Annotated in this window: 26 protein-coding genes; 12 read left to right on the top strand and 14 right to left on the bottom strand. The window is 64.5% G+C overall.

The window, feature by feature from the left end; translation table 11 throughout:
• Positions 1–443 (bottom strand): bifunctional 4-hydroxy-2-oxoglutarate aldolase/2-dehydro-3-deoxy-phosphogluconate aldolase (eda, locus tag EOA79_RS10835; RefSeq protein ID WP_128293009.1); only part of this gene is annotated, 443 nt, incomplete at its 3' end.
• 136 nt (positions 444–579) lie between these two features.
• On the opposite strand from eda, the gene EOA79_RS10840 reads away from it, so the two are divergent.
• The 3 genes from EOA79_RS10840 to EOA79_RS10850 all read left to right on the top strand — a co-directional run bounded on the left by EOA79_RS10840 (position 580) and on the right by EOA79_RS10850 (position 3,376).
• Positions 580–1,515 carry a rhodanese-related sulfurtransferase gene (locus EOA79_RS10840; protein WP_095823415.1) on the top strand — a complete coding sequence of 312 codons (936 nt, stop codon included), beginning with the start codon at positions 580–582 and terminating at the stop codon, positions 1,513–1,515.
• Between the two features lie 121 nt (positions 1,516–1,636).
• The gene (locus EOA79_RS10845; RefSeq protein WP_095823584.1) at positions 1,637–2,344 is read left to right on the top strand and encodes a tellurite resistance TerB family protein; all 708 of its coding nucleotides are present in this window, start codon (positions 1,637–1,639) and stop codon (positions 2,342–2,344) included.
• Positions 2,345–2,623: 279 nt separating this feature from the next.
• The gene (locus tag EOA79_RS10850) at positions 2,624–3,376 is read left to right on the top strand and encodes an SDR family oxidoreductase (protein ID WP_082953977.1); all 753 of its coding nucleotides are present in this window, start codon (positions 2,624–2,626) and stop codon (positions 3,374–3,376) included.
• A 13-nt stretch (positions 3,377–3,389) separates the two neighbouring features.
• On the opposite strand, the gene EOA79_RS10855 is transcribed toward EOA79_RS10850, so the two are convergent.
• On the bottom strand, positions 3,390–4,574 hold the full coding sequence (locus EOA79_RS10855) for a pyridoxal phosphate-dependent aminotransferase (RefSeq protein WP_095823414.1): 1,185 nt from the start codon (positions 4,572–4,574) through the stop codon (positions 3,390–3,392).
• 83 nt (positions 4,575–4,657) lie between these two features.
• Between EOA79_RS10855 and EOA79_RS10860 the strand changes: the two genes are divergently transcribed.
• The 4 genes from EOA79_RS10860 to denD are packed head-to-tail and all read left to right on the top strand — an operon-like array spanning position 4,658 to position 7,557.
• A complete protein-coding gene (locus EOA79_RS10860; protein WP_095823583.1) occupies positions 4,658–5,344 on the top strand; it encodes a GNAT family protein in 687 nt (228 codons plus the stop codon).
• A gap of 13 nt (positions 5,345–5,357) precedes the next feature.
• The gene (locus tag EOA79_RS10865) at positions 5,358–6,338 is read left to right on the top strand and encodes a cation diffusion facilitator family transporter (RefSeq protein WP_095823413.1); all 981 of its coding nucleotides are present in this window, start codon (positions 5,358–5,360) and stop codon (positions 6,336–6,338) included.
• A gap of 36 nt (positions 6,339–6,374) precedes the next feature.
• Positions 6,375–6,581 carry a hypothetical protein gene (locus tag EOA79_RS10870; protein ID WP_095823412.1) on the top strand — a complete coding sequence of 69 codons (207 nt, stop codon included), beginning with the start codon at positions 6,375–6,377 and terminating at the stop codon, positions 6,579–6,581.
• 1 nt (position 6,582) lies between these two features.
• A complete protein-coding gene (denD, locus tag EOA79_RS10875; RefSeq protein ID WP_095800464.1) occupies positions 6,583–7,557 on the top strand; it encodes a D-erythronate dehydrogenase in 975 nt (324 codons plus the stop codon).
• Between the two features lie 15 nt (positions 7,558–7,572).
• Here the strand turns inward: denD and EOA79_RS10880 are convergent, their stop codons facing one another.
• The 4 genes from EOA79_RS10880 to EOA79_RS10895 all read right to left on the bottom strand — a co-directional run bounded on the left by EOA79_RS10880 (position 7,573) and on the right by EOA79_RS10895 (position 11,748).
• Positions 7,573–8,790: a nickel/cobalt transporter gene (locus EOA79_RS10880; RefSeq protein WP_095823411.1), complete on the bottom strand. Its 1,218-nt coding sequence runs from the start codon at positions 8,788–8,790 to the stop codon at positions 7,573–7,575.
• A gap of 6 nt (positions 8,791–8,796) precedes the next feature.
• On the bottom strand, positions 8,797–9,465 hold the full coding sequence (locus EOA79_RS10885) for a DUF1007 family protein (protein ID WP_095800641.1): 669 nt from the start codon (positions 9,463–9,465) through the stop codon (positions 8,797–8,799).
• Positions 9,466–9,646: 181 nt separating this feature from the next.
• Positions 9,647–10,546 (bottom strand): LysR family transcriptional regulator, encoded by a 900-nt coding sequence (locus EOA79_RS10890; protein ID WP_067002475.1) that lies wholly within the window; start codon positions 10,544–10,546, stop codon positions 9,647–9,649.
• A gap of 2 nt (positions 10,547–10,548) precedes the next feature.
• A complete protein-coding gene (locus EOA79_RS10895) occupies positions 10,549–11,748 on the bottom strand; it encodes an amidase (RefSeq protein ID WP_095823410.1) in 1,200 nt (399 codons plus the stop codon).
• 539 nt (positions 11,749–12,287) lie between these two features.
• Between EOA79_RS10895 and odc2 the strand changes: the two genes are divergently transcribed.
• Positions 12,288–13,421 (top strand): ornithine/lysine decarboxylase, encoded by a 1,134-nt coding sequence (odc2, locus tag EOA79_RS10900; RefSeq protein WP_095823409.1) that lies wholly within the window; start codon positions 12,288–12,290, stop codon positions 13,419–13,421.
• A 331-nt stretch (positions 13,422–13,752) separates the two neighbouring features.
• Complete coding sequence (locus EOA79_RS10905; protein ID WP_095823582.1) at positions 13,753–14,247, top strand: N-acetyltransferase; 495 nt, start codon at positions 13,753–13,755, stop codon at positions 14,245–14,247.
• Between the two features lie 81 nt (positions 14,248–14,328).
• On the opposite strand, the gene EOA79_RS10910 is transcribed toward EOA79_RS10905, so the two are convergent.
• From EOA79_RS10910 to EOA79_RS10925, 4 genes are all read right to left on the bottom strand, one after another.
• Positions 14,329–14,613 (bottom strand): SCP2 sterol-binding domain-containing protein, encoded by a 285-nt coding sequence (locus EOA79_RS10910; protein WP_067002744.1) that lies wholly within the window; start codon positions 14,611–14,613, stop codon positions 14,329–14,331.
• Between the two features lie 197 nt (positions 14,614–14,810).
• Positions 14,811–15,335 carry a hypothetical protein gene (locus EOA79_RS10915; RefSeq protein ID WP_095823408.1) on the bottom strand — a complete coding sequence of 175 codons (525 nt, stop codon included), beginning with the start codon at positions 15,333–15,335 and terminating at the stop codon, positions 14,811–14,813.
• Positions 15,336–15,366: 31 nt separating this feature from the next.
• Positions 15,367–15,789 (bottom strand): hypothetical protein, encoded by a 423-nt coding sequence (locus tag EOA79_RS10920; RefSeq protein WP_095800460.1) that lies wholly within the window; start codon positions 15,787–15,789, stop codon positions 15,367–15,369.
• Positions 15,790–15,797: 8 nt separating this feature from the next.
• Positions 15,798–16,367, bottom strand: coding sequence for a rod-binding protein (locus tag EOA79_RS10925; RefSeq protein ID WP_067325995.1), 570 nt, complete (start codon positions 16,365–16,367; stop codon positions 15,798–15,800).
• A gap of 307 nt (positions 16,368–16,674) precedes the next feature.
• Here EOA79_RS10925 and EOA79_RS10930 point away from each other — a divergent pair, with 307 nt between their 5' ends.
• Positions 16,675–17,262 (top strand): transglutaminase-like cysteine peptidase, encoded by a 588-nt coding sequence (locus EOA79_RS10930; protein ID WP_245322267.1) that lies wholly within the window; start codon positions 16,675–16,677, stop codon positions 17,260–17,262.
• Positions 17,263–17,380: 118 nt separating this feature from the next.
• Here the strand turns inward: EOA79_RS10930 and EOA79_RS10935 are convergent, their stop codons facing one another.
• From EOA79_RS10935 to flhA, 3 genes are read right to left on the bottom strand one after another with little or no spacing between them, the layout of a single operon-like run.
• Entirely contained in the window at positions 17,381–17,764 is a 384-nt protein-coding gene (locus EOA79_RS10935; RefSeq protein WP_095823407.1) for a hypothetical protein, read from the bottom strand.
• Between the two features lie 5 nt (positions 17,765–17,769).
• Positions 17,770–18,522 (bottom strand): flagellar biosynthetic protein FliR, encoded by a 753-nt coding sequence (fliR, locus tag EOA79_RS10940; protein ID WP_095823406.1) that lies wholly within the window; start codon positions 18,520–18,522, stop codon positions 17,770–17,772.
• Complete coding sequence (flhA, locus tag EOA79_RS10945) at positions 18,519–20,606, bottom strand: flagellar biosynthesis protein FlhA (protein ID WP_067326003.1); 2,088 nt, start codon at positions 20,604–20,606, stop codon at positions 18,519–18,521. Before flhA ends, fliR begins: the two co-directional genes overlap by 4 nt.
• Before the next feature lie 122 nt (positions 20,607–20,728).
• Here flhA and EOA79_RS10950 point away from each other — a divergent pair, with 122 nt between their 5' ends.
• Entirely contained in the window at positions 20,729–21,028 is a 300-nt protein-coding gene (locus EOA79_RS10950; RefSeq protein WP_067002458.1) for a putative quinol monooxygenase, read from the top strand.
• On the opposite strand, the gene EOA79_RS10955 is transcribed toward EOA79_RS10950, so the two are convergent.
• Positions 21,025–21,495 (bottom strand): MarR family transcriptional regulator, encoded by a 471-nt coding sequence (locus EOA79_RS10955; protein ID WP_095823405.1) that lies wholly within the window; start codon positions 21,493–21,495, stop codon positions 21,025–21,027. The genes EOA79_RS10950 and EOA79_RS10955 overlap by 4 nt on opposite strands.
• 62 nt (positions 21,496–21,557) lie before the next feature.
• On the opposite strand from EOA79_RS10955, the gene EOA79_RS10960 reads away from it, so the two are divergent.
• Entirely contained in the window at positions 21,558–22,274 is a 717-nt protein-coding gene (locus EOA79_RS10960) for an NAD(P)-dependent oxidoreductase (RefSeq protein ID WP_095823580.1), read from the top strand.
• Positions 22,275–22,433 lie beyond the last annotated feature (159 nt).

The raw sequence follows: 22,433 nt of genomic DNA on the forward strand, positions 1-22,433 counted from the left end.
GCCTTCAGCGATGCGATGCCGCCCGACTGTTCGGCCGGGAAGAATTTCAGGAAGCGCAGGCCGGCTTCGCGCGCAGCCATGATCTCGCCGGGGGTGATGGCGCCGGGCAGCAGCGGCACGGGGCTGTCCTTGGCCGCGTCGAGAAGCTGGCTCGTAATGCCGGGGCTGACGATGAATTTCGAGCCGGCGCGTGCCGCCTCGTCGAACTGCTTGGCATCGAGAATGGTGCCGGCACCGACAACCGCATCCTCGACTTCGGCCGCGACGCGGCGGATCGCTTCCAGCGCATCGGCGGTGCGCAGCGTGATCTCGATCGCCCTCAAGCCGCCGCGCGACAGAGCGCGAGCGAGCGGCACGGCGTCGGCGACATTGGCGATCTTGAGCACCGGGATGACCGGCTGGCCGTTGAGGAGCGACAGAAGCTTTTCGGTCTTGCTGGTCATTGGCTTGTCTCTCCGTTTCGGTCGATTTCAACCGATTAGCAGAAGGGGTATTCCGAGTCCACGAAGGCGGGCGTGTCGCAATGTCACGCGGCCCGTCCGCTCCGCCTTGAAACGGCTTTCAGCACGGTCTAGTGGCATGGGCGTGACAACAAACAAGGAAATTCAGCCGGTCCGCGTTGCCGCGCTCTACAAGTTTGCGTGGCTCGACAATTACCAATCGCTGCGCGCGCCGCTTGCCGCCTTCTGCTGCGGACGCGGCATCAAGGGCACGCTGCTTTTGGCGCATGAGGGCATCAACGGCACGGTCGCCGGCAGCGAGGCAGCGATCGCCGCGCTTATCGATCACCTGGAGGCGATCGAAGCGCTTGCCGGCCTGGAAGTGAAATACAGCACCGCCGCCGAGATGCCGTTCCACCGCATGAAGGTGCGGCTGAAGCGCGAGATCGTCACGATGGGCGTCGACAATCTCGATCCGGCGAGCAGCGCCGGCACCTATGTCGCGCCGGCCGATTGGAACGCGCTGATCTCGGACGCCGACACGTTGGTCATCGACACGCGCAACGCCTACGAGGTTTCGATCGGCACCTTCAAGGGCGCGGTCGATCCCAAGACCGCCAGCTTTCGCGAGTTCCCGGGCTGGGTCGAAGAGCACCGCGAGGAGCTCGAAGGCCGCAAGGTGGCGATGTTCTGCACCGGCGGCATTCGCTGCGAGAAGGCGACCGCTTACGTGAAGTCGCTGGGCTTCAGGCAGGTCTTCCACCTTAAGGGCGGCATCCTGAAATATCTCGAAGAGGTGCCGGCCGAAGAGAGCCTGTGGCAGGGCGAATGCTTCGTCTTCGACGAGCGGGTATCGGTGTCGCATGGCCTGGCCGAGGGCGAAGCCGAACTCTGCCGCGCCTGCCGCCATCCGCTCACCGTCGAGGACCGGCTCTCGCCGAAATATACGGTCGGCGTCTCATGCCCGCATTGCTTCGAAGCGCGCTCGGACGAGGACCGCGCGCGCTACGCCGAGCGCCATCGCCAGGTGGAACTCGCGCATGCGCGGGGCGCCAAGCGCCACATCGGAAGCTGAGCAGCCCAGGTTTCGTCAAATCATCCGCCCGTTCATTGTAATGTCAATGCGCGGGGCCTACGTCTTGCCGATCCGAAACCCCGCCCGGGCGCATTCGGCCGGGCCAATTCTGGAGGCATTGATGCTCGACCCCAAGAAGCTGCTCGACGACCTTTTCGGCTCGCAAATTCCCGGCACGGGATCGACCGTTCGCGACAAGGCGGGGCAGGCGGTGCAGATGGCGAAGGACAATCCGCTCGCCGCCGGCGCGCTGGCGGCGGTGCTGCTCGGCACCGGCCCCGGTCGACAGGTGACGGGCGCTGCCATGAAGCTCGGCGGCCTGGCAGCCATTGGCGGCCTCGCCTACAAGGCCTACCAGAACTACAAGGCCGGCAATGTGCCGGCACAAGAACCCGTGGCCGGCGAGCCCGAGTTGCTGCCGCCGCCCAAGGACACCGCCTTCCATCCCTCGCAGGCGCCGCAGGGCGAGGCCGAATTCACGCTGACCCTGGTGCGGGCGATGATCTCCGCAGCCAAGGCGGACGGTCATGTGGATGACGAGGAGCGGCAGAAAATCGCCGACAAGCTCAAGCTCGCCGGCATCGGTGCCGAAGCGGAAAAATTTCTGCTGGATGAGCTTGAACGCCCGCTCGATCTCGACGTCCTGATCGCCGGCGCCAAGACCGATGCGCAGAAGGTTGAGCTCTACACCGCCTCGCGCCTCACCATCGATCCCGACACCCGTACGGAGCGCGGCTATCTCGACCTGCTAGCCGGCCGCCTCGGCCTGCCGGACGCGCTGGTCGACCATGTCGAGGCGACGGTCTCGGCGGCGAAGGCGCCGGCTTGAACCGTGCCCGATCCGCGCCAGCAAATTGCCGGTTGGTAAACGCGCATCGGACGTGCTGCTGGCCGTTAATCTTTCGTTAACCCAGCAAGCGCATCATTCTAACCAGTCGGACCGGCTTATCCTCCTCCCAAGCGCGGTTCAGATGAGGGGCGGTCGCCAATGACCGCCCTTTTTGTCGGCTCCGCTTTCTTGCCGACAATAGCCGCTTGCCACGCCCTCCGTCATTTGCGATGCCACGTCTTCTTCCAGCAGTGACGGGGAGCGAGGACGATGACCGCCATGACAGAGAAAACAGCCATCGTAACCGGCGCCGGCACCGGCATCGGCAAGAGCGTCGCCACCACGCTGCTCAAGGCAGGCTGGAACACCGTGTTCTGCGGCCGCCGCAAGACGCTGCTCGAGGAGGCGATCGCCGAGGCCGGGAAGACCAGCGCCAGGGCGCTTGCCGTTGCATGCGACATCAGCAAGGCCGGCGAAGTCGACGACATGTTCGAGACAGTGGTGGAGGCGTTCGGGCGCGTCGACCTGCTCTTCAACAATGCCGGCATGGGCTACAAGTCGACGCTGATCGACGAGATCCCGGTCGAGGTCTGGAACGATGTCGTCGGCGTCAACCTGACCGGCTCGTTCCTATGCGCCCGTGCCGCCTTCGGCGTCATGCGCCGGCAAAAGCCGATGGGTGGGCGCATCATCAACAATGGCTCGGTGTCGGCCTATGCGCCGCGGCCGGGCTCAGCGCCCTACACGGCGACCAAGCATGCCATCACCGGCCTGACCAAGACCCTGGCGCTCGACGGCCGGCCCTATGACATTGCCTGCGGCCAGATCGACATCGGCAATGCGCTGACCGAGATGGCGCAGGCGATGACCGTCGGCGTGCCGCAGGCCAACGGCTCCATCGCCGCCGAAGCGGTGATGGATGTCCAGCGCGTCGCCGACGCGGTGCTTCACATGGCGAGCCTGCCGCTCGACGCCAATGTGCTGTTCATGACGGTGATGGCGACGAAGATGCCGTTCGTCGGCCGCGGGTGAGGGGGTTGAGGCTCTATTTCGTCAAGAACCCTTCGATCCGCTCCAGCGCTCGCAATATGTTCTCCTCGGAATTGGCGTAGGAAAGCCGGACATAGCCTTCGCCGAGCACGCCGAAATCGGGGCCGCCGATCAGCGCTACGCCGGCATCCTCCAACAGCGCCGAGGCAAGCTTCTTGGCCTTCCAGCCGGTCTTCGAAACATTGGGGAAGGCGTAGAAGGCGCCCTTCGGCGTGATGCAGGAAATGCCGGGGAGCGCGTTCAGCCCTTCGACCACTATCTTCCTGCGGTTGTCGAAGGCGAGCATCATCTTTTCGACATCGTCCTGCGGGCCGTCTATCGCGGCGATGCCGGCATACTGGCTCGGCGCGTTGACGCAGGACCAGCAGTTGACCGCAAGCTTGCGCACCTTGTCGTAGAGATAGGCGCCCTTTTCGCCGTTTGGCCAGATCGACCAGCCCATGCGCCAGCCGGTCATCGCCCAGGTCTTGGACCAGCCGTTGAGCACGATCAGCCTGTCGCGGAGTTCCGGAAAGTTGAGCAGCGAGCAGTGGGTCTCGCCGCCATAGGTCATGACATCGTAGATTTCGTCGGAGAGGATCGCGACCTCAGGGTGCTTCTCCAAGCCCTTCACGAGTTTGGCGATCTCGTCCCGCGCGGTCACGCCGCCGGTCGGATTGGCGGGCGAGTTTAGGATCAGCAGCCTCGTCTTCGGCGTGATGAGCGCCAGCGTCTCTTCCGCCGAGAAGGCAAAGCCGTTCTCCTCGCGGATCGGCACCGGGATTGGAGCAGCACCCGTGAACTCGATCATCGAACGATAAATCGGAAAGCCGGGATCGGGATAAAGAATCTCCGCCCCCGGCTCGCCGAACATCAGGATCGCGGCGAACATGGTCGGCTTGCCGCCGGGCAGGATCATCACGCTCTCGGGCGATACTTCGACGCCGGTGGTGGTCAGCGTGCGGCGCACGACGGCCTCGCGCGTGGCTAAAAGGCCGTTGGCAGGCGTGTAGCCGTGGTGGCCGTCGCGCAGCGCCTTAATCGCCGCCTCGACGATATGCTGCGGCGTCTTGAAGTCGGGCTGGCCGATGCCGAGGTTGATGATGTCGCGGCCCTGATGGGCAAGCGCCGTTGCCCGCGCGAGCACCGCAAAGGCATTTTCCTCGCCGAGACGATCGAAGGCCGCGATGGTGTGGAGCATTTTTCCCGTCCCTGTGGTTCTTTCTGTGGGCGAGCGTTTTTGTGAGCGTGCGCCAGGAAAAGTCAAACGGATTGGAGCGGTCGGTGTCGGAAAATCTGAAGAATTGGCAGGCACGCCCGCGCCCCGAACGCAAGGCGCTGGAAGGTCGCTATGTCCGGCTCGAACCGCTGAGCGCGTCAAAGCACGGCGACGGGCTCTATGAAGCGTCGTCGGTGTCGGATACCGGAGGCCGCTTCGCCTGGCTGCCGGACTATCCGCCCGAGAACCGCGCCGCCTTCCAGCCATGGCTGGACAAAGTCGAGGCGAGCGAGGATCCGCTGTTCTTCGCCGTCATCGACAAGGCGAGCGGCAAGGTCGCCGGACGTCAGACGCTGATGCGCATTGATGCCGCCAACGGCGTCATCGAGATCGGCAACATCTATTGGGGGCCGCTGATCTCGCGCAGGCCGCAGGCGACGGAAGCACAGTTCCTGTTTACCAAATATGCCTTCGACGAGCTCGGCTATCGCCGCTACGAATGGAAATGCAACAACCGCAACGAGCCGTCGAAACGTGCGGCGGAACGTTTCGGCTTCAAGTTCGAAGGCATTTTCCGCCAGCATCTTGTGGTGAAGGGCGAAAACCGCGATACGGCGTGGTATTCGATCATCGACAAGGAGTGGCCGGCGCTGCGCAAGGCCTATGAGGCCTGGCTCGATCCGGCGAATTTCGATGGCGAGGGCCGCCAAAAGCGACGGCTCGAGGATTTCCGCGCCGAGTCCGGCGCGTAGCAGGAGTTGCGCGATGGCGCATGATCACGGCTCACACGCCCACAGCCACGGCGCCGATGACGTGCACGGGTCGACCGACAAGAAGCGCGTTCTCGTCGCGGGCTGCCTGACAGCCGGCTTCATGATCGCGGAGGCGCTCGGCGGCTGGCTCACCGGCTCGCTGGCGCTGCTCGCGGATGCCGGCCATATGCTGGCGGACGCGATCGCGCTCGGCCTTGCCTGGTATGCCTTCCATCTCACCGGACGTCCGGCTACCGGGCGTCTCACCTACGGCTTCGCTCGCGTGAAGACGCTGGTCGCCTACACCAACGGCATCGCCATCTTCGTCATCGCGCTTTGGATCGTCTACGAGGCCTGGGGGCGGCTGATGCACCCGGCGCCGGTGCTGGGCGGGCCGATGCTGGTGGTGGCGGTCGCCGGCCTGCTGGTCAACGTCGCCTCCTTCCTCGTGCTGCATGGCGGCGACCGCGAGAGCCTCAACATGCGCGGCGCCATACTGCATGTGCTGGGCGACCTGCTTGGCTCGGCCGCGGCAATCGCTGCGGCCCTCATCATCCTCGCCACCGGCTGGACGCCGATCGATCCGATCCTCTCCGTGCTAGTGGCGCTGCTGATCCTGTCGACGGCGTGGTCGCTGATGCGCGAGGCCGCCCATGTGCTGCTCGAAGGCGTGCCGGCAAGCCTCGATCGCGATCTCATCGCCAAGGATCTGGAAGCCGCGGTCAAGGGCGTGCGGGAGGTGCATCACATGCATGTCTGGTCGCTCGACGGCACCAGCAACATGGCGACGCTGCATGCCTGCCTGAATGACGGCGTCGATGCGCATGCTGCGGTGAGCGCCATCAAGAAGCGGCTTGCGGCGAAGCACGGGATCGATCATGCAACGGTGGAGCCCGAGTTCGGCCTGTGCGCCGACAGCCATGACGAGCACGATCATCACCATGATCACGACCATGTGCATGATGCGCCTCGCGATCGCCGCCACTATCACTGAGCCGGTGATGAGCTTCGGATCGAGGGACGGCGCCTGATGGATCGCGAGACGCGCAACGCGGCGATCGCCGCGGCCTGGATACTGCTCCTGTTCGGCCTCGCCGCCTATTTCCTGCCGACCATCATGCTGGCCGCCTGCAAGGTCTCGACGGTCCTTGCGGTCGTCATCGCCGCGCTCTTCATGGTGGGGCTGTTCGTCGTCCTGTGGCTGCGCGGACGCAGCCAACGCAAGAAGGGTCTATGAGATGAGAGTTCTGATTACCGGCGCCGCCGGCATGGTTGGCCGCAAGCTGATCGCAAGGCTGGCCAAGGACGGTGTGCTGCGCGGGCGCAAAATAACCGCGCTCGATCTGCATGATATCGTGCCGCCGCAGGCGCCGACGCTCGCCGGAGTCGATGTCTCGATCCACACCGGCGATCTTTCCACGCCCGGTGCGACGGCCAAGCTCGTTGCTTCCCGCCCGGACGTGATTTTCCATCTCGCCGGCATCGTTTCCGGCGAGGCGGAGGCCAATTTCGACCTCGGCTACCGCGTCAATCTCGACGGCACGCGCGCTTTGTTCGACGCGGTGCGGGTGGCGGGCTTCGCGCCGCGCCTTGTCTTCACCTCGTCGATCGCGGTGTTCGGCGCGCCGTTCCCGGATGTCATCCCGGACGAGTTCCATCCGACGCCGCTCACCTCCTACGGCACGCAGAAGCTGATCAGTGAGGCGCTGCTTGCCGACTACTCGCGGCGCGGAGTCTTCGACGGCATCGGCATCCGGCTGCCCACCATCTGCGTGCGGCCGGGCAGGCCGAACAAGGCGGCGTCGAGCTTCTTCTCAGGGATTATCCGCGAGCCGCTCAGCGGCCAGGAGGCGATCCTGCCGGTGCCGCGCTCGGTGCTGCACACGCATGCCAGCCCGCGATCGGCGGTGAATTTCCTGATCCATGCGGCCGAAATCGATGGCGATAAGGTCGGGCCGCGGCGCAATCTCACCATGCCCGGCGTGGCCGTCACGGTCGGCGAGCAGATCGAAGCGCTCGCGCGCATAGCCGGCGCCGAGGTGGTCAAACGGATCCGCGAGCAGCCCGACGAAACGATCTGGGCGATCGTCAGAGGCTGGCCGACGCGCTTCGAGGCGCGCCGCTCGCGGGAACTGGGTTTTGTCGCCGAGAAGAATTTCGACGAGATCATCCGCGCCTATATCGAGGACGAACTCGACGGAAAGATTGGGTGACAGTTCCGGTCGGCTTCAGACGCCGCCCGTCAGGCTGGCCGACAAGAGCAGCAGGCCAACGACGAAGATGAAGGCGGCGCCGCCGATCTCGACGATCGAATGGATGCGGTTGCCGATGCGTCCGTCGCCGGCGAAATAGACAGCCCAGTTCTTGGCCGTCACCGCGATCGTCGCCAGCGCTGAGACGGTGATCGCGGTGCCGATCGACATGGCGAGCACCGAGAGCAGGCCGCCGAGCCAGAGTCCGTTGAGGAGCGCGAAGCTCAGCACGATCAGCGCGCCGGAGCAGGGGCGGATGCCGACGGCGGCCACCGCCGACCAGGCGGTCTTCCAGTCGAAGCGATCGCCCGAAAGCAGCGCCGGATCCGGCGCGTGCGAATGGCCGCAGGTGTCGCAGACTTCGCCCGGGCCGTGGTGATGATGCCCAGCGTGAGCATGGTCGTGCGCCGCGTGGTCGTGATCATGCGCCTTGTGATCAGTCGCCTCATCGCTGTGCGCATGCGAATGCGCGGCATGATCATGGTCGTGATGCGCGTGCGAGTGCGTCGAGTGGGCATGCGCGGAATGCGAATGGGAGTGGGAATGACCGGCATGGGCATGCGCGTGAGCATGCGAGTGCCCGCCACGCGAGTGGCCGGCATGGGCCGCCGACAGGCTGTAGGCCGGACCGGCGCCGAACCGCCGAAGAATGGCCGGGCCCGCCTTGCGCCACAGTAGCCAGGCGCCGAACAGCGTCACCAGCACATAACTGGAGATCTCAAGAAACCATGCCGCGTCGGTCATCGACACCGCCGTGCCGCGCAGCACGAAATAGGCAAGCATCATGACGACGACCGCGGTCAGCCCCTGCAGCAGCGCCGAGACGAAGGACAGCATGATCCCGCGCTTCAGCGCCACTTCGTTGGCGACCATGTAGGACGAAATCACCGCCTTGCCGTGGCCGGGCCCGGCGGCGTGGAAAATGCCGTAGGCGAAGGACAGGCCGACCAGAAGCCAGAGCTTGCTGCCGTCCTGGCGCATGGCTTTCATCGCGGCCGCCAGCGAATGGTAGAATTCCTGCTGCCTGAGATTGATCCACATCAGGATATGGGCGAACGGACCGGTCGTGCTCGGCGCCATGCCGTCATTGGTGCCGATGCCGAGCGAGCTCTGGGCATGGGCGACGCCAGGTAAATGCGTCATGACCAAGGTGGCGGCCGCGAGGCCGAGCGCCAAGCGCAGCGACGGTTTCATCACCGATTATCCTTCCGGCGGACAGTTCAGTTCGAGCTTGGTGGCGAAGATCTTGCTCATGTCGGTGCCTGTCGGATCGTTGAAGAAGGCTTCCGTCAGGGTCTTCTGGTTTTCCTTGATCGCTTCGTCCGGATCGGGACGGATCACCTTCTTGGTGCAATTCGCGGGCAATCCCTCAACGGTGAGGTTGGCGTCGTCGGTGAAGTCGATCGCCGTGTAGAAGGTCGGATCGTAGACGCCGATGTCGATCTTGCCGGCGAGCTTGATCGGCGTCTTCGGCTGCGACTCGAACAGAATGATCAGCTGGTCGTTGTCGAAGCTCGCCATCAGATGCGGCGGAGGGACCATGGGCACGTCCTTGCCGTCCTGCGTGACCAGCTGGAAATAGTTGAACTCGGCCAGCGAGGAATGGACGGTGTCGGCCACTTCCTTGAGCTCTTTGTCGTCAAGCTTCAGATCGGAGTTCTTGTCGAACTCCATCATCACTGTACTCGAAAACAGATCGTCGAAGCGCCAAAGGTGGCGCAGCGCCGTCACACTTTGGTGATCCGCGCTGAGGATGACGTCGAGGCGAGCCTCGGCGAAGACGTGCGGGTGCACCTGGGCGGGCTCTACCGCGGCAAAGGTGGCCGCAATTGCCGAAGCCAGTATGGTTGCTTGCCGTTTCAGGTGCATTCCGGGCCGCGATTCCATCGACTTTGGGAGTGGGCTCCGAGAGTTAACAGAAAGGGGGCGAAATTGGGACGCGCTCTCGGAGAGCGTCGTGCTCTTTCCAGATTCGCCCGATGCGCTTTCAGGCTCTGATTCTGCGCATGTCCTTGTGCCGAAAACGGTTCCCACCTTCGGGGGACGTGCTTCACGCAGCGTCGCGCGTCCTGAACCAGTGCACCAGGAAATCGACGAAGACACGGACCTTGGCGGGCAAATAGCGGCGATGCGGATAGACCGCGAAGATGCCACTGCCCGAGAGGATGCGGTCGTCGAGCACCGTCACCAGCTTGCCCGACGCGACTTCGGGCGCAGCGATGAAATCCGGCAGGATGGTGAAGCCCAGGCCCGACACGGCGGCTGCTCTCGCCGCCATCGGACTGTTGACCTCGATCGGCCCCGACACGGTGACGCTCACCGAATCCTCGCCGTCTCCCTTGAAGCGCCAGTTGGCTAAAGAGCGGCCGTTGGTGTCGACGATGCAGGGCATGTTGGAAAGATCCTGCGGGCGGGTCGGGGTGCCATGCTTTGCGAGCAGGTCCGGCGACGCGCAGAGCTTGATCGAAAACGGCCCGAGGCGCCGCGCGATCAGCGACGAGTTCTCCAGCCGCGAAATGCGCACGGCGACATCGAAGCCTTCCTCGACCAGATCGACGAAGCGGTCGTCGAGATGGATGTCGAGAACGATGTCCGGATGTTGCTTGGCAAAATCGATCAGCGACTGGCCAATCGGCGCGTCGGCGAAGGTGCGCGCAGCCGAGAGCTTGATGCGGCCGCGCACGTCGCCGGAAGATTCGCGCACGGCATCGGCCAGGCTGTCGACCTCGCGCACGATTTCGGAGGCGCGCTGATAATAGGTGTGACCGGCTTCGGTCAGCGAGAACTGCCGCGTGGTACGGTTCAACAACAGCGCGCCGAGTTCGTCCTCCAGCTCGCGCACATATTTCGACAGCAGCGCCTTGGAACGGCCGATCTTGCGCGCGGCGGCCGAGAAGCCTTCGGCCTCGACCACGTCGATGAAGGCGCGCATGCGGGTCAATGTATCCATGATCAGACCTTTCGGGCCGCATCCAGAATCGTGCGGCCGAGCCCTATCAGGGCGACGTCGCTGCCGAAAGGGCCGAGCAGCGACAGGCCGAAGGGCGCGCCGTCGACGGAACCGAGCGGCAAGGTGATCTGCGGGAAGCCCGACAACCCGGCCAGGCACAAAAGATGCAGCGCCCTTTCGCGATAGGCCTGGAACTGCTCCGGCGTGCTGGTCTTCAGTGGCGCTGCGCCCGGCACCGTCGGCAGAACAAGAAAGCCGTCGTTGCCGAGCAGCTTGCCGAACTCGGAACGGAAGGCTGCCCGACGCGCCGTTTCGGCTTCGACCGTCTTTGCATCGATCGTGCGGCCGAAGCCGAAACGCTCGTCGACACCCGGACCGAGTCCGTGATCGCCTGCCGAAATCCAGCCGCCATGCACCTGCCAGGCCTCGAAGGCCTGCAGTCGACGAAAGCACCAGTAGAGATCATCCGGGGAGGAGGCGAAGGCGTGTTCGGTTTCGGTCGGCTCGCCGAGGACGGCTGCTGCCTGTGCCTTCATCCGCGCATATTCGGCGGCTTCCGTCGGCCCGGAAACAAAGGCATCGAGCCAGCCGATCGACAGCGGGCGGTTGAGCGGATGCTGGTGTGGATCGCGTCCGAGCAGAAGCTTGCCGGCCATTTCGTAAGCTTCTATGTCGCCGGCGAACCAGCCGAAGGTGTCGAAGCTCGGCGCGAGCTTCATGGCGCCCTCGAGCGATACCCGGCCGTGACTGGTGCGCAGCCCGATCAACCCGCAGAAGCTCGCCGGCGCGCGGATCGAGCCGCCGGTGTCGGAGCCGACGGCGATGTCGGCAAGGCCGCCGACGACCGCTGCCGCCGAACCTGACGAGGAGCCGCCGGTCACGCGATCCGGAGCGGCTGCGTTCACCGGAAACGCGAAATGCGAATTCTGGCCGAACAGCGAGAAGGCGAGCTCGTCGGTTTGCGTCTTGCCGACGAATCGCGCACCGGCATCGAGAATCAACTGCACGGCCTCGGCCGTACGCGCGGCGGCGTGAGCCTGTTCGAACTTGCGCGGGTTGCCGCAGCCGGTGCGATAGCCGGCGACGTCATAGATGTCCTTCACGGCCAGGCGCAGGCCGGCCAGCAGGCCAAATTCCGCATTGGCCACGGGCATTTGGCGCAGATCGAGGAAGGCGTTGAGAGGGCCGTGGGTGCCTGGCATTGTTCGATTTCCGAATACGGTCCACAAACATTGTTCGATGCCGCAATTTTTACAACCGGCGCTGACGATTTTTATTGATTGTGAAACCCTTCGCTCTTATATCGCGCTTGCCCAAAGTCGCACGTGCCTGTGGGTGTCCGCCGATCCTCGAATGGTGAGGGCAATCGGTAAGGTAACTGGAGCCAACCCCTCCAGTCGGTCAGTGGCCAACCACAAGACCGAGGACACCTTGAAGCAACGACGGTGCGGGCCTTTCTGGTGTCTGCCGGTCGTCCAAAGACCGGGGTTACTGAAGAGGCACACCTTCATTGCCGGCAGTGCGGACGGGTCCTCCCATCCAAGCCAAGGCAGACAAAGCGAACCGAGGCCGGGCAAGGCCAGGTTCACCGCCGCGAGACGGCGATCCGTGGTTCCGGGGTCTCCACCGGCTGGTTCCACGGATTTTCCGTCCCGCCTTTGTCCACCGCGAGTTCGCGAGGCCGAGCGCCCGCGTCCCGCAGCCTTTGTGCGCGCCGAAAGGCGCAGATGGAGAGACCTCGATGGCTACCCAGCGCATCCTTGATTTTCTCGCCACCCGACGTCCGAACGGCCCCTGCCTCGTCGTCGACCTCGATGTCGTGCGCGACAATTTCCGCGCCTTCGAGAAGGCGTTGCCCGATTCCAAAATCTACTATGCGGTGAAAGCAAACCCGGCGCCGGAGATCCTGCGCCTGCTTGCTGCGATGGGCTCGTCCTTCGACACCGCATCGGTTGCCGAGGTCGAGATGGCGATGGATGCCGGCGCGCCGGCGGATCGCATTTCCTTCGGCAACACCATCAAGAAGGAGCGCGACATTGCGCGCGCCTACCAGCTCGGCATCCGCCTCTATGCCGTGGATTGCGTTGAGGAGGTCGAGAAGATCGCCCGCGCCGCCCCGGGCTCGCGCGTGTTCTGCCGCGTGCTCACCGACGGCGAGGGTGCCGAATGGCCGCTGTCGCGCAAGTTCGGCTGCGTGCCGGCAATGGCGGTGAATGTGCTGCGACATGCCAAGGCGCTCGGCCTCGACGCTTATGGCGTGTCGTTCCATGTCGGCTCGCAGCAGACCGATCTCTCGGCTTGGGACCGCGCGCTGGGCGATGCCAAGAAGGTGTTCGCCACGCTCGCCGAGGAAGGCATCGTCTTGAAGATGGTCAACATGGGCGGCGGTTTCCCGACCCGTTACCTGAAGGACGTGCCGGCGGCGCAGGCCTATGGCCAGGCGATCTTCTCGGCGCTGCGCAAGCATTTCGGCAACGCGCTGCCCGAGACGATCATCGAGCCGGGTCGCGGCATGGTCGGCAATGCCGGCGTCATCAAGTCGGAAGTCGTGCTGATCTCGAAGAAGGCCGACAATGACAATGTGCGCTGGGTGTTCCTCGACATCGGCAAGTTCGGGGGCCTCGCCGAGACCATGGACGAGGCGATCCGCTATCCGATCGTGACGCCGCGCGACGGATCGGAGACCGCACCCTGTGTGCTCGCCGGCCCGACCTGCGATTCGGCCGATGTGCTCTACGAGAAGACGCCTTATCCCCTGCCTCTGTCGCTCACCATCGGCGATGAGGTGCTGATCGAAGGTACTGGCGCCTACACGACCACCTATTCGTCGGTCGCCTTCAACGGCTTCGAGCCTCTCCGATCCTACGTGATCTGAAGGCGCGAGCCTTCAGATCAACCGGTGTGGGTGACATCGCCCGCCCGGGCTCGCTTGTGGAACAGATCTCCGCTCGTGAAGGATCGCGGAAATGGACTTTGCAGATTTCATCATCGAGGGCGCTGCGCGCCGGGTCTCCCCCCTCGAGGGGGAGATGGCCGCGCAGCGGTCAGAGGGGGGCGTCGCGCGTGGAGCGCCAGCGCCGCTTCTCGTCACGCTGGGCGCCGGTATTACATGCGCAACGACCCCCTCTGTCGCCTTTGGCGACATCTCCCGCTCGAGGGGGGAGATTGCGCCGGCCTTCGTCATCGTTGCCGAAGGCATCGGTGATATGCAGGCGCGCGAAGCGCTGCTCGACCGCGCCATGGGGCCGAAGCGCAGGAAGAAGTCGTCCGAGAAACTGCGGCGTGGCCGCCGGCCGTCGGAAGGCCTGGCCTTTGTCGCGCGCGACCCGTCGGGCGCGCTCGTCGGTACGGTTCGGCTGTGGGACGTGACGCTGGGCGAGGGTGGTCCGGCAGCGCTGCTGCTTGGGCCGCTGGCAGTCGAGCCGGGCCTGAGGAGCGGCGGCATCGGCTCGGCGCTGATGCGGCACGCGATCGCCGAGGCTGCGCGGCTCGGTCACGGCGCGATCCTGCTCGTCGGCGATGCACCCTATTACGGGCGGTTCGGTTTTTCGGCCGACCGCACCGGCTCGCTCGCCATGCCTGGGCCCTATGAGCGGCACCGCCTGCTGGCGCTCGAGCTGAAGGAGGGCTCGCTCGACGGGGCCGCGGGCACGTTCAAGGCCGCCGGCCGCAAGGTCAAGGCGCTGGATTTCGTCGCCTGACTGTCGGAGGCGTTACCGATGCGGCGCCGCGCGTTCAAAAACGCGGCGCCACATCGCTCTTCTAAAATAGTTGGCTGGCGGTCAGCCGAGCAACTGGCTGAGCGCCATGGCGACCGTCATGTCGCCCTCGACCTTCAGCTTGCCGGCCATGAAGGCCATGGTCGGGTTGAGGTCGCCGGCGATCAGCGAATCGAGATCGTCGAGCGAGAGCTTGATCGTGCAGTCGGTCGGGGCGTCGGCGGTCGAGACGGTCGCGCCGTCGATCACGATGACGCCGTCGCTGCCAGTGTCGAACTTGACCGAATGCTCGAAGCCGGCGCTTGCCACGCGCGACCTGATCTTGTCGGCAATCTCCTGAACGCCCATGGCGGTTCTCCTCGTTTGGTTGCGTTTGACGCGCATCGGCCTTGGCCGCTGGGCGAAGCGCCGCGTCGCGCGGCAGCGCGGCGACAGCCATCGGCGCATATAGCTTCGGGTTGACGTTTACGTCAACGTGGCTGCCATGCGGCATGTCGCATCACCAGACGAGGGTGTGAACCCGCCAGTCGATCGCCGAGAGCCGATCAATGCTCCGGCTGGAACGCCTTGGTCATCGCTTGCGCGGTCTCGCCGGCAGTCTTCCGGCGGCGGATGGCGTTGTCGCGGATTTCGTCCTTGGACAGGAAGTTGACCTGGTCGATCAGCACGTCATGCACCAGCTCGACGCCGACGCGGGCGTTGACGGTCTCGCGGATCGCTTTGCGGAAAGCATCGAGATCGATCGTGTCCTTCTTGGTGAAATCGATCTGCGGATTGGAATAGAGGTAGGAATAGACCTGATCGGTAATGATGGCCGGCGCCGGGATCGACAGTTTCTTTATCTGATCCGGCTCCACCGTGTAGACGAGTTTGGTGAGAAAATAGCCGTCGATTTTGGCATCGCGGACGAGCGGTACCGAAATGATGTCGGTCTTGACGTAGTCGAGACCGCCCAGCATCGGCTTCGGCGGCTCACCGACGCCGCGCTCGCCCGCCGCCTGGAACGAATAAAACACCGCGCCGAGGGTTACGGCGCAGATCCAAAGCGCTGCGGCGAGGAATTTGATCACCGAATCCTACCTTGCTCCGCAGTCATCTCATTCAAGCCCGGGCATATCCGAATTCGCCTGCCGAGTAGGTGCCGTCGGCATCGGCGCGCTGGATGGCGTTCTTCAACAGCGTGGCGACCTCGTTGACGGCATTGAGATGGGCAAGAATAGCCGCCTCGTTCTTTGCCAGCTTCTGGCGCAGCCGCGCCAGCCCTTCGCGATGCTGCTCGAGGAACTCGATCTCATTGGCGCCCTTCAGCGCGCGGGTCAGTTCGTAGAGATAGCGGCTTTTGCGGGCATTCGAGGCCTTAAGGTCGTAGCTGGTGCCGCTGCGGATACCCGCCGTCTCCTCGTCCACCGCCTCCTCGATCCGGCCAATGATGGCGGCGAGGTTGCCAGGCCGTGCAGATGCCATCGGTGCTTCCGCGGCGGTGGTTCGTGCAGGCAGGTTGGAAAGGTCCGTTTGGTCGGCCATGTAGGTCCCTAGATCTTGATGTCCGTTTTTATGGTTGTGTCGTCACCGGTCATAGACCGGGCGGCCTTGCGCTCGAGCTCGTCGACCAGGGAGGTCGAAAGCCTGGTCTGCTGGTCGATCTCGGCTTTGTCCGGTCCGCCCCCAACGGACCCGACCGGCACCTTGTGTTTGCCGTCCAGATAATGGTCGGCAAGCATCGATCTCGCGATGCCGATCCCGCCATGCGCGGCCATGACATCGGCTACCTTTTCGGCAAGCTGCGATTTCCACATGTCGCCGGCCAGACCCTTGCCGTAAACGCCCTCGGTGTCCTTAGGCATCATGTTCTGGATGAAAGTGGTCAGCACCATCGCCTCGAAGCGCTGGAACTTTTTAGCCGGATTTGCCGCCTCGGCCTTGTCGGCAGCGGCGCGCGAGAGCACCGAGCCCGCCTCGACCGAGGCAGTCTGGTCGATCGAGAAGGTCTCCCCGGCACCGCCGGCCCGCCTCGCGAGTGCTGCCCGCGCGGCCTCGACGTCGGCCGGCTCCGCCGCACGGGCGACGTCCATCACGATGTCGCTGGGAGGTGAAATCGCCAAGAAAGCACTGCCTTTTGCCGGTTATGTCCGTTGCACAATGACGCAACAAGCTTGTGGCAGGCTTGCGGGGATGGCGAGGTGCAGTGCAGCCCGCTCCAAGCGGTGGCGCGCCCGCCGCCAGAGAGTCACCTCATCGATCGATCGTTCGGCCGAACCCCTCCGTAGCTTCGTACAAGCTCAAATCTTATTTTAGCAGGTATTAATATTTTAACGGTGTTGCCCCGCCGCCGGCGCAATTCGGGGTTTTGAAAACGACTAATTAACCCCGCCCCCTCATCCTCGAGACCACGCCTTGGAGACGTTGATCGTGAAAAGCGATGTCGTGCTGATCGCATTTCTGCTGTCGGTTGCCAGCCCATTTGCCGCCCAGGCCGGAACGGCGATGCAAACCAAAGGCAAGGCGTTCCCACCGCCGGCCTTCTATTCGTTCTGCAGCCGCCAACCCAGCCTCTGCAGCACGGCCGGCGGAACAAAGGTCGTCGCCCTGCGGCCTCAGCTCAGCGCGCAATTGAACGAGATCAACCTTTCGGTCAATTCACGCATTACCGAGGTCAGTGATCGAGCCGTTGTCGGCAAGAACGACGACTGGCGCGTGCCGACCGTGTCCGGCGATTGCGAGGATATCGCGATACTGAAGAAGCTCGAACTGATGAAGCGCGGCTGGCCGGCCTCGGCGCTGCTGTTGACCGTGGCAAGCTATCACGGCGAGGGACACACGGTGCTGACGGTGCGCACCAACGAGGGCGACCTGGTGCTCGACAACCTCACCAGCGCGGTCCGTGATTGGTCCAGCACGCCCTACAACTATTTCGCCCGGCAGGTGCAGGGCAATGGCAGGCGCTGGGAGCGGATCGGGGCGGCCAAGTCGGTCGGCACGACGGCGACCGGCATCTGACAGCCTCGTTCGCCGCGCGCCGGATCCACCGCTCTATCTCCTTGGTTTGACGCAAGTCCGGATGGGAGGCCACGGCGACGTCGCCGAGCCCAACCGTTTCATGCTTTTCCTGATTGCCCTAGTCATGTCCCCGCTTCTGGGCAATGAGGTCCAGCCGCTCGCGGTCTGAGCGTTCGCGCTCGTCGCGGCGGCGAGCGTCCATATAGGCGCGCTCGACCATGTTGGTCCGCGCGGTCGCGGCGGCGATCAACGTCGCCTCCTCCCGGGCGCTTTCAAGATTCTGTTTTTGTTGGCCGAGCGCGTTCGCAATCCGGCGATGGTAAAGTTCCGGGAACAGGCCGGCCAGCGAGCTGTCAGCGTCGAAGTGCCCGATGAGTTCCTTTGCTTCCGATTCGGCCGCCGCGGCCGCGGAGAGGAAGCCGGCATGACGAGTTTCGTGCACCGCCTTCAACTGCTCCTGCACCTTGACCAACTTCTTCAGTCTGTCCTTGCGCGAGGCCATCGCGGCTACCTCGCTAGCGTCAGGTCGACAAAGCCGTCGACGAACAACGACAGCAAGGTGCCGATGGCAAAGTAGAAGATGATCAGCCCGCCGGCGATGACGAAGGGCAGCGAGATGAAATACACCGGGATCTGCGGCGTCAGCTTGTTGACGAAGCCGATCGTCAAATTGACCAGAATGGCGTAGGCGACGAAGGGACTGCCGAGCCGGATGACCAGGAAGAAGGCGTCCGACACCGTGTCGGTGACGTCGACCAGCGCCGCCTGCGGGTTGAAGAATACATTGACCGGAGCAACCGTGTAGGAGGCGACCAGCGCGCGCACGATCTCGTGGTCGAAGTCGAAGACGAAAAGCAGGAGCAGCGCCGAGAACGAGATGATGGCGGCAAGCGCAGCCTGCGGCTCCGGCTCCTCGATCGCCGGGCCGCCTGAGCCGCCATAGCCGATCATCATGGCGATGGCCGAGCCCATGAAGCGCAGCGCTTCCATATACAGCCTGGTCATGGCGCCGACCAGCCCGCCGACCAGAAGCTCGGAAACGATCATCGGCACCAGAACCTGCGGGCGCGGGTCGACATAGGGATAGATGCGGTCCCAGAGGAAGGCGAGCAGGCCGCCGGTGGCGGCGATCGACACAAACAGCCGGACCTGGAGAGGCACGCGGGCGCTCGACAGGCCGGGCATCAGCATGAAACAGGCGCCGATGCGGCAGAAGGCGAGGAAGGCGGCGATGACGACGCCTTGCGAGAGCGCGTTCACGAGATCGTTCCGAGCACCTTGATTTCGACGCCCTTGGCGATCTCGACGTGGCTGAGCACGGGCAGCGTGGTGAACAGCCGCTCGATGATCATGCGCACATAAGGCCGCGCGTCCGGCGCGGTGACCAGCACGAAGCGCTCGCCGGCTTCGAGATGCTTGCGGATCGCCTTGGTGGCGTCCTGGCCGAATTCCTCGAGCTGGCGCGGATCGATGTCGAACTCGCGCACCTCGCCCTTGGCGTCCCGCTTGAGGCTCTGGTGAAAGGCGAGGTCCCATCGGTTGCCGAGGCGCAGCACCTTGAGCATGCCGCCCTCGGAGAGATCGCCGCAGATCTGCTGCGCCATGCGGATGCGGACATGCTCGACGATCTGCTCGGTGCGCCGCACATGCGGCGCGATCTCGGCGATGGCCTCGATGATCAGGTGCAGGTTGCGGATCGAGACGCGCTCGGCAAGCAGAAGCTTCAGCACCGCCTGCAGGCCGGGATAGGAGATGTGCGAGGTGCAGATCTCGTCGGCGAGCTTGCGGTACTCGGGGTCCAGCCGCTCGAGCAGCGCCTTCATGTCCTTGTAGGACAGAAGCTGCGGCAGGTTGTTGCGGATCACCTCGGAAAGGTGGGTGAGCAGGACCGACATGTTGTCGGCAAAGGTGTAGTTCTCGCGCTTCAGATCTTCGGCGAAGGTTTCCAGCACCGAATAGGCGCGCATGCCGAAGGCCGGCTCGCGGATTTCCTCACCGGGGATGTCCGGCACGCCGCGGGTGCCAAGCAGCACCATGATTTCGCCGACGCGCATCTGGTATTCGGCAACGACGGTGCCGTGGACCTTGATCTGATAGCTCTTCGGCGGGATGGCGAAGTCGTCGGCGACGCGCACCTCCGGCACCACGAACCCATATTGCTGGGCGAATTTCTTGCGCATCTTCGACATGCGGAACACCAGCTCCTGATGCGCGACCAGCAGCCTGGTCGAGAGCTGCTTGCCGATCAGCAGCTCGATCTCGGCAGTCGCAAGCGAGGCCTTGACCGAATTCTTCTCCTCCTCGACCTTGTCGGCCTTCTCCTTGTTCTTCTGCGCTTCGGCTGCCGCCAGCGCGCGGTTGTGGCGCAGCGGGATGACGTAGCCGAGGCCGGCCATGGCGCCGGCAAGGGCAAAGAACGGGAATAGCGGCAGACCGGGCATAAGGCCGAGGATGACGAGCAGCGAGGCCGCGACATAGAGCGCGCGCGGATGCGCGCCGAGCTGGCCGAACACCGCCTGATTGGCGGAGCCCCGCGTGCCGCCCTTGGAGACGAGCATGCCGGCGGCGAGCGAGACGATGAGGGCCGGGATCTGGGTGACGAGGCCGTCGCCGACCGACAGCTTGATGAAGACGTCGGCCGCCTGGCCGAGGCCCATGCCGTGGCGCAGATAGCCGATGGCGATGCCGCCGACGATGTTGATGGCGGTGATGATGAGGCCGGCGATGGCGTCGCCGCGCACGAATTTCGACGCGCCGTCCATCGAGCCGAAGAAGGAGGATTCTTCTTCCAATTCGCGGCGGCGAAGCTGCGCCGTCTTCTCGTCGATCATTCCGGCGGAAAGGTCGGCGTCGATCGACATCTGCTTGCCGGGGATGGCGTCGAGGGTGAAGCGCGCACCGACTTCGGCGATGCGGGTGGCGCCCTTGGTGATGACGATGAAGTTCACCACGATCAGGATCATGAAGACGATGAGGCCGATGACGAAGTCGCTCGACATCACCAGCTTCGAGAAGCCCGAGATGACGTAACCGGCGGCATGCGTACCCTCATTGCCATGCGACAGGATCATGCGCGTGGTGGCGATGTTGAGCGAGAGCCTGAGCATCGTGGCGATGAGCAGCACGGTCGGGAAGGAGGAGAAATCCAGCGGCCGCTGGATCCAGAGCGCCACCATCAGGATCAGCACCGAGAGCGCGATCGAGAAGGCAAGGCCGATGTCGATGAGGAAGGCCGGGATCGGCAGGAACAGCACCGCCAGGATGACGACGATGCCGAGCGCGAAGAAAACGTCGCGGCCATTCTTGGCCGCCAGGCCGGACGGGATTGTTTCGCTGATCGCCATATCGTCCTCGAATCCAGACTTGCCCAGTGCAAAGGCAGGCTCCCGACCGTTAACCGGTCAAGCTTGCGCGAAGGTGGGAGAGGGGCTACGGGATTTGAGCCGGCTGGCGAAAGGAAAGGCGCATGCTCCTCATCATCGGCACGATTCGGCTGCCACCCGACAGGCTCGAGCAGGCAAGGCCGGCGATGGGACGAATGATTTCAGCGAGTCGCGCCGAAGCCGGCTGCCTCGCATATTCCTATGCGCAGGATGTTCTCGATCCCGGCCTGATCCATGTCTCGGAAGCCTGGCGGGATCGTGCGGCGCTCGAGGCGCATTTCAAGTCAGCGCATATAGCCGAATGGCGCGCGAGCTGGGCGGAACTCGGCATTGGGGATCGGAAGCTGGCGCTCTATGAAGCGGGCGAGGGTACTGCGATCTAACCGGCCGTGTCCGCGATCGAGACGGCGACCAGCCAGCGCCGGACGGCGCGCTCTTCGTTGGCCGAAAGTGCGGCGGTCAGCTCGCGTTCAAGCCGCTGCACCCGCTCGCGACATTTCTTCAGCAAGGCACGGCCGCTGTCGCTAAGATCAAGGTGCTGGATGCGCCCGTGCACCGCATGCGGCTTGCGGACCACGGAACCGGCCTTTTCCAGATTGCCGACGATCACGCTCACCGTCTGCGGCGTCAGCACCGCGAGCCGGGCGAGGTCGGCATTGGAGATGCCTGGATAGGCCGACAGCATGGTCAGCGTCGCGAATTGCGGCTGCGTGACGCCGAACTCATCCAGCGCCCGCTCGACCCGCAGCCTGTAGGCGCCGGCGGCCTGGCGCAGCAGGTAGCCGAGATAACCTTCCTCGCCGCGCTTGCCTTTGCCAGGGGCCGGAATTTCCGGTTTCTGCTTGCGCACGATGTAAGAGCTCTTATATGTTGTTCGAACTCTGATATTATCGCAAGATGGAATGGAAGACGATGGGCTATCGCATCTTTCTTGCTGGTGGTTCCGGCGCGATCGGCCGCCGCCTGATCCCGCAACTGGTCGCTGCCGGCCATCAGGTAGCTGCGACAACGCGCCGGGCCGAGAAGGCCGAGGAGCTCCGCGCGATCGGGGCCAGCCCGGTGGTGATCGATGTGTTCGATGCCGGCGACCTGCTTGCGGCGGTCGCCGAGGTGAAGCCGGAGGTCGTGATCCATCAGCTTACCGATCTGCCGGCCGGACTCGATCCCAACAAGATGGGCGAGGCCATCATCGGAAACGCGCGCGTCCGCGACGAGGGGACCCGCAATCTGGTCGAGGCCGCGGCGTCGGCCGGCGCCCGTCGCCTGATCGCGCAGAGCATCGCCTGGGCCTATGCGCCCGGACCCGAGCCGCATGCCGAAACCGATCCGCTCGACAGCGGCGCCGAAGGCGGCCGCGGCATCAGCGTCGGCGGCGTAATCGCCCTCGAACGGCAGGTTCTCGAGGAGCCCATGACGGGCATCGTGCTGCGCTATGGGCATCTCTACGGGCCTGGTACCGGAGCTGAGATTGCGGCCGATCCGGCCGATGCCGCTGCTTATGCGGCGCTGCTTGCCGTCGAGCGCGGCGCGCCGGGCGCCTTCAACATCGCCGAGCCGAACGGCCATGTCGCGACCGACAAGGCCGTCAGCGAACTCGGCTGGCGGCCCGACTTCCGTCTGGCTGTGTGAGGCAGACGGAGGAATTGCCGCCAAAGGACAGACCTGGTTCGAGCCGCCGGGCACGGTGCATCGTTCGCGGAGAAGGCGAGCGCAACGGAGCCGGCGGAGCTGCTGGCGACCCTCGTCGCGAGGGACGATTGCGGGCCGCTGACCATCTTCGATCAGTGA

It is taken from the genome of Mesorhizobium sp. M1A.F.Ca.IN.020.03.2.1, assembly GCF_004023205.1.
In the GTDB taxonomy this organism is placed as follows: Bacteria; Pseudomonadota; Alphaproteobacteria; order Rhizobiales; family Rhizobiaceae; genus Mesorhizobium.

Coding starts and splice junctions, on each gene's coding strand:
- EOA79_RS10840 (WP_095823415.1), top strand. CDS start 580: ATGGGCGTGACAACAAACAAGGAAATTCAGCCGGTCCGCGTTGCCGCG.
- EOA79_RS10845 (WP_095823584.1), top strand. CDS start 1,637: ATGCTCGACCCCAAGAAGCTGCTCGACGACCTTTTCGGCTCGCAAATT.
- EOA79_RS10850 (WP_082953977.1), top strand. CDS start 2,624: ATGACAGAGAAAACAGCCATCGTAACCGGCGCCGGCACCGGCATCGGC.
- EOA79_RS10855 (WP_095823414.1), bottom strand. CDS start 4,574: ATGCTCCACACCATCGCGGCCTTCGATCGTCTCGGCGAGGAAAATGCC.
- EOA79_RS10865 (WP_095823413.1), top strand. CDS start 5,358: ATGGCGCATGATCACGGCTCACACGCCCACAGCCACGGCGCCGATGAC.
- EOA79_RS10870 (WP_095823412.1), top strand. CDS start 6,375: ATGGATCGCGAGACGCGCAACGCGGCGATCGCCGCGGCCTGGATACTG.
- denD (WP_095800464.1), top strand. CDS start 6,583: ATGAGAGTTCTGATTACCGGCGCCGCCGGCATGGTTGGCCGCAAGCTG.
- EOA79_RS10880 (WP_095823411.1), bottom strand. CDS start 8,790: ATGAAACCGTCGCTGCGCTTGGCGCTCGGCCTCGCGGCCGCCACCTTG.
- EOA79_RS10885 (WP_095800641.1), bottom strand. CDS start 9,465: ATGCACCTGAAACGGCAAGCAACCATACTGGCTTCGGCAATTGCGGCC.
- EOA79_RS10890 (WP_067002475.1), bottom strand. CDS start 10,546: ATGGATACATTGACCCGCATGCGCGCCTTCATCGACGTGGTCGAGGCC.
- EOA79_RS10895 (WP_095823410.1), bottom strand. CDS start 11,748: ATGCCAGGCACCCACGGCCCTCTCAACGCCTTCCTCGATCTGCGCCAA.
- odc2 (WP_095823409.1), top strand. CDS start 12,288: ATGGCTACCCAGCGCATCCTTGATTTTCTCGCCACCCGACGTCCGAAC.
- EOA79_RS10905 (WP_095823582.1), top strand. CDS start 13,753: ATGCAGGCGCGCGAAGCGCTGCTCGACCGCGCCATGGGGCCGAAGCGC.
- EOA79_RS10910 (WP_067002744.1), bottom strand. CDS start 14,613: ATGGGCGTTCAGGAGATTGCCGACAAGATCAGGTCGCGCGTGGCAAGC.
- EOA79_RS10920 (WP_095800460.1), bottom strand. CDS start 15,789: ATGGCCGACCAAACGGACCTTTCCAACCTGCCTGCACGAACCACCGCC.
- EOA79_RS10935 (WP_095823407.1), bottom strand. CDS start 17,764: ATGGCCTCGCGCAAGGACAGACTGAAGAAGTTGGTCAAGGTGCAGGAG.
- flhA (WP_067326003.1), bottom strand. CDS start 20,606: ATGGCGATCAGCGAAACAATCCCGTCCGGCCTGGCGGCCAAGAATGGC.
- EOA79_RS10950 (WP_067002458.1), top strand. CDS start 20,729: ATGCTCCTCATCATCGGCACGATTCGGCTGCCACCCGACAGGCTCGAG.
- EOA79_RS10960 (WP_095823580.1), top strand. CDS start 21,558: ATGGGCTATCGCATCTTTCTTGCTGGTGGTTCCGGCGCGATCGGCCGC.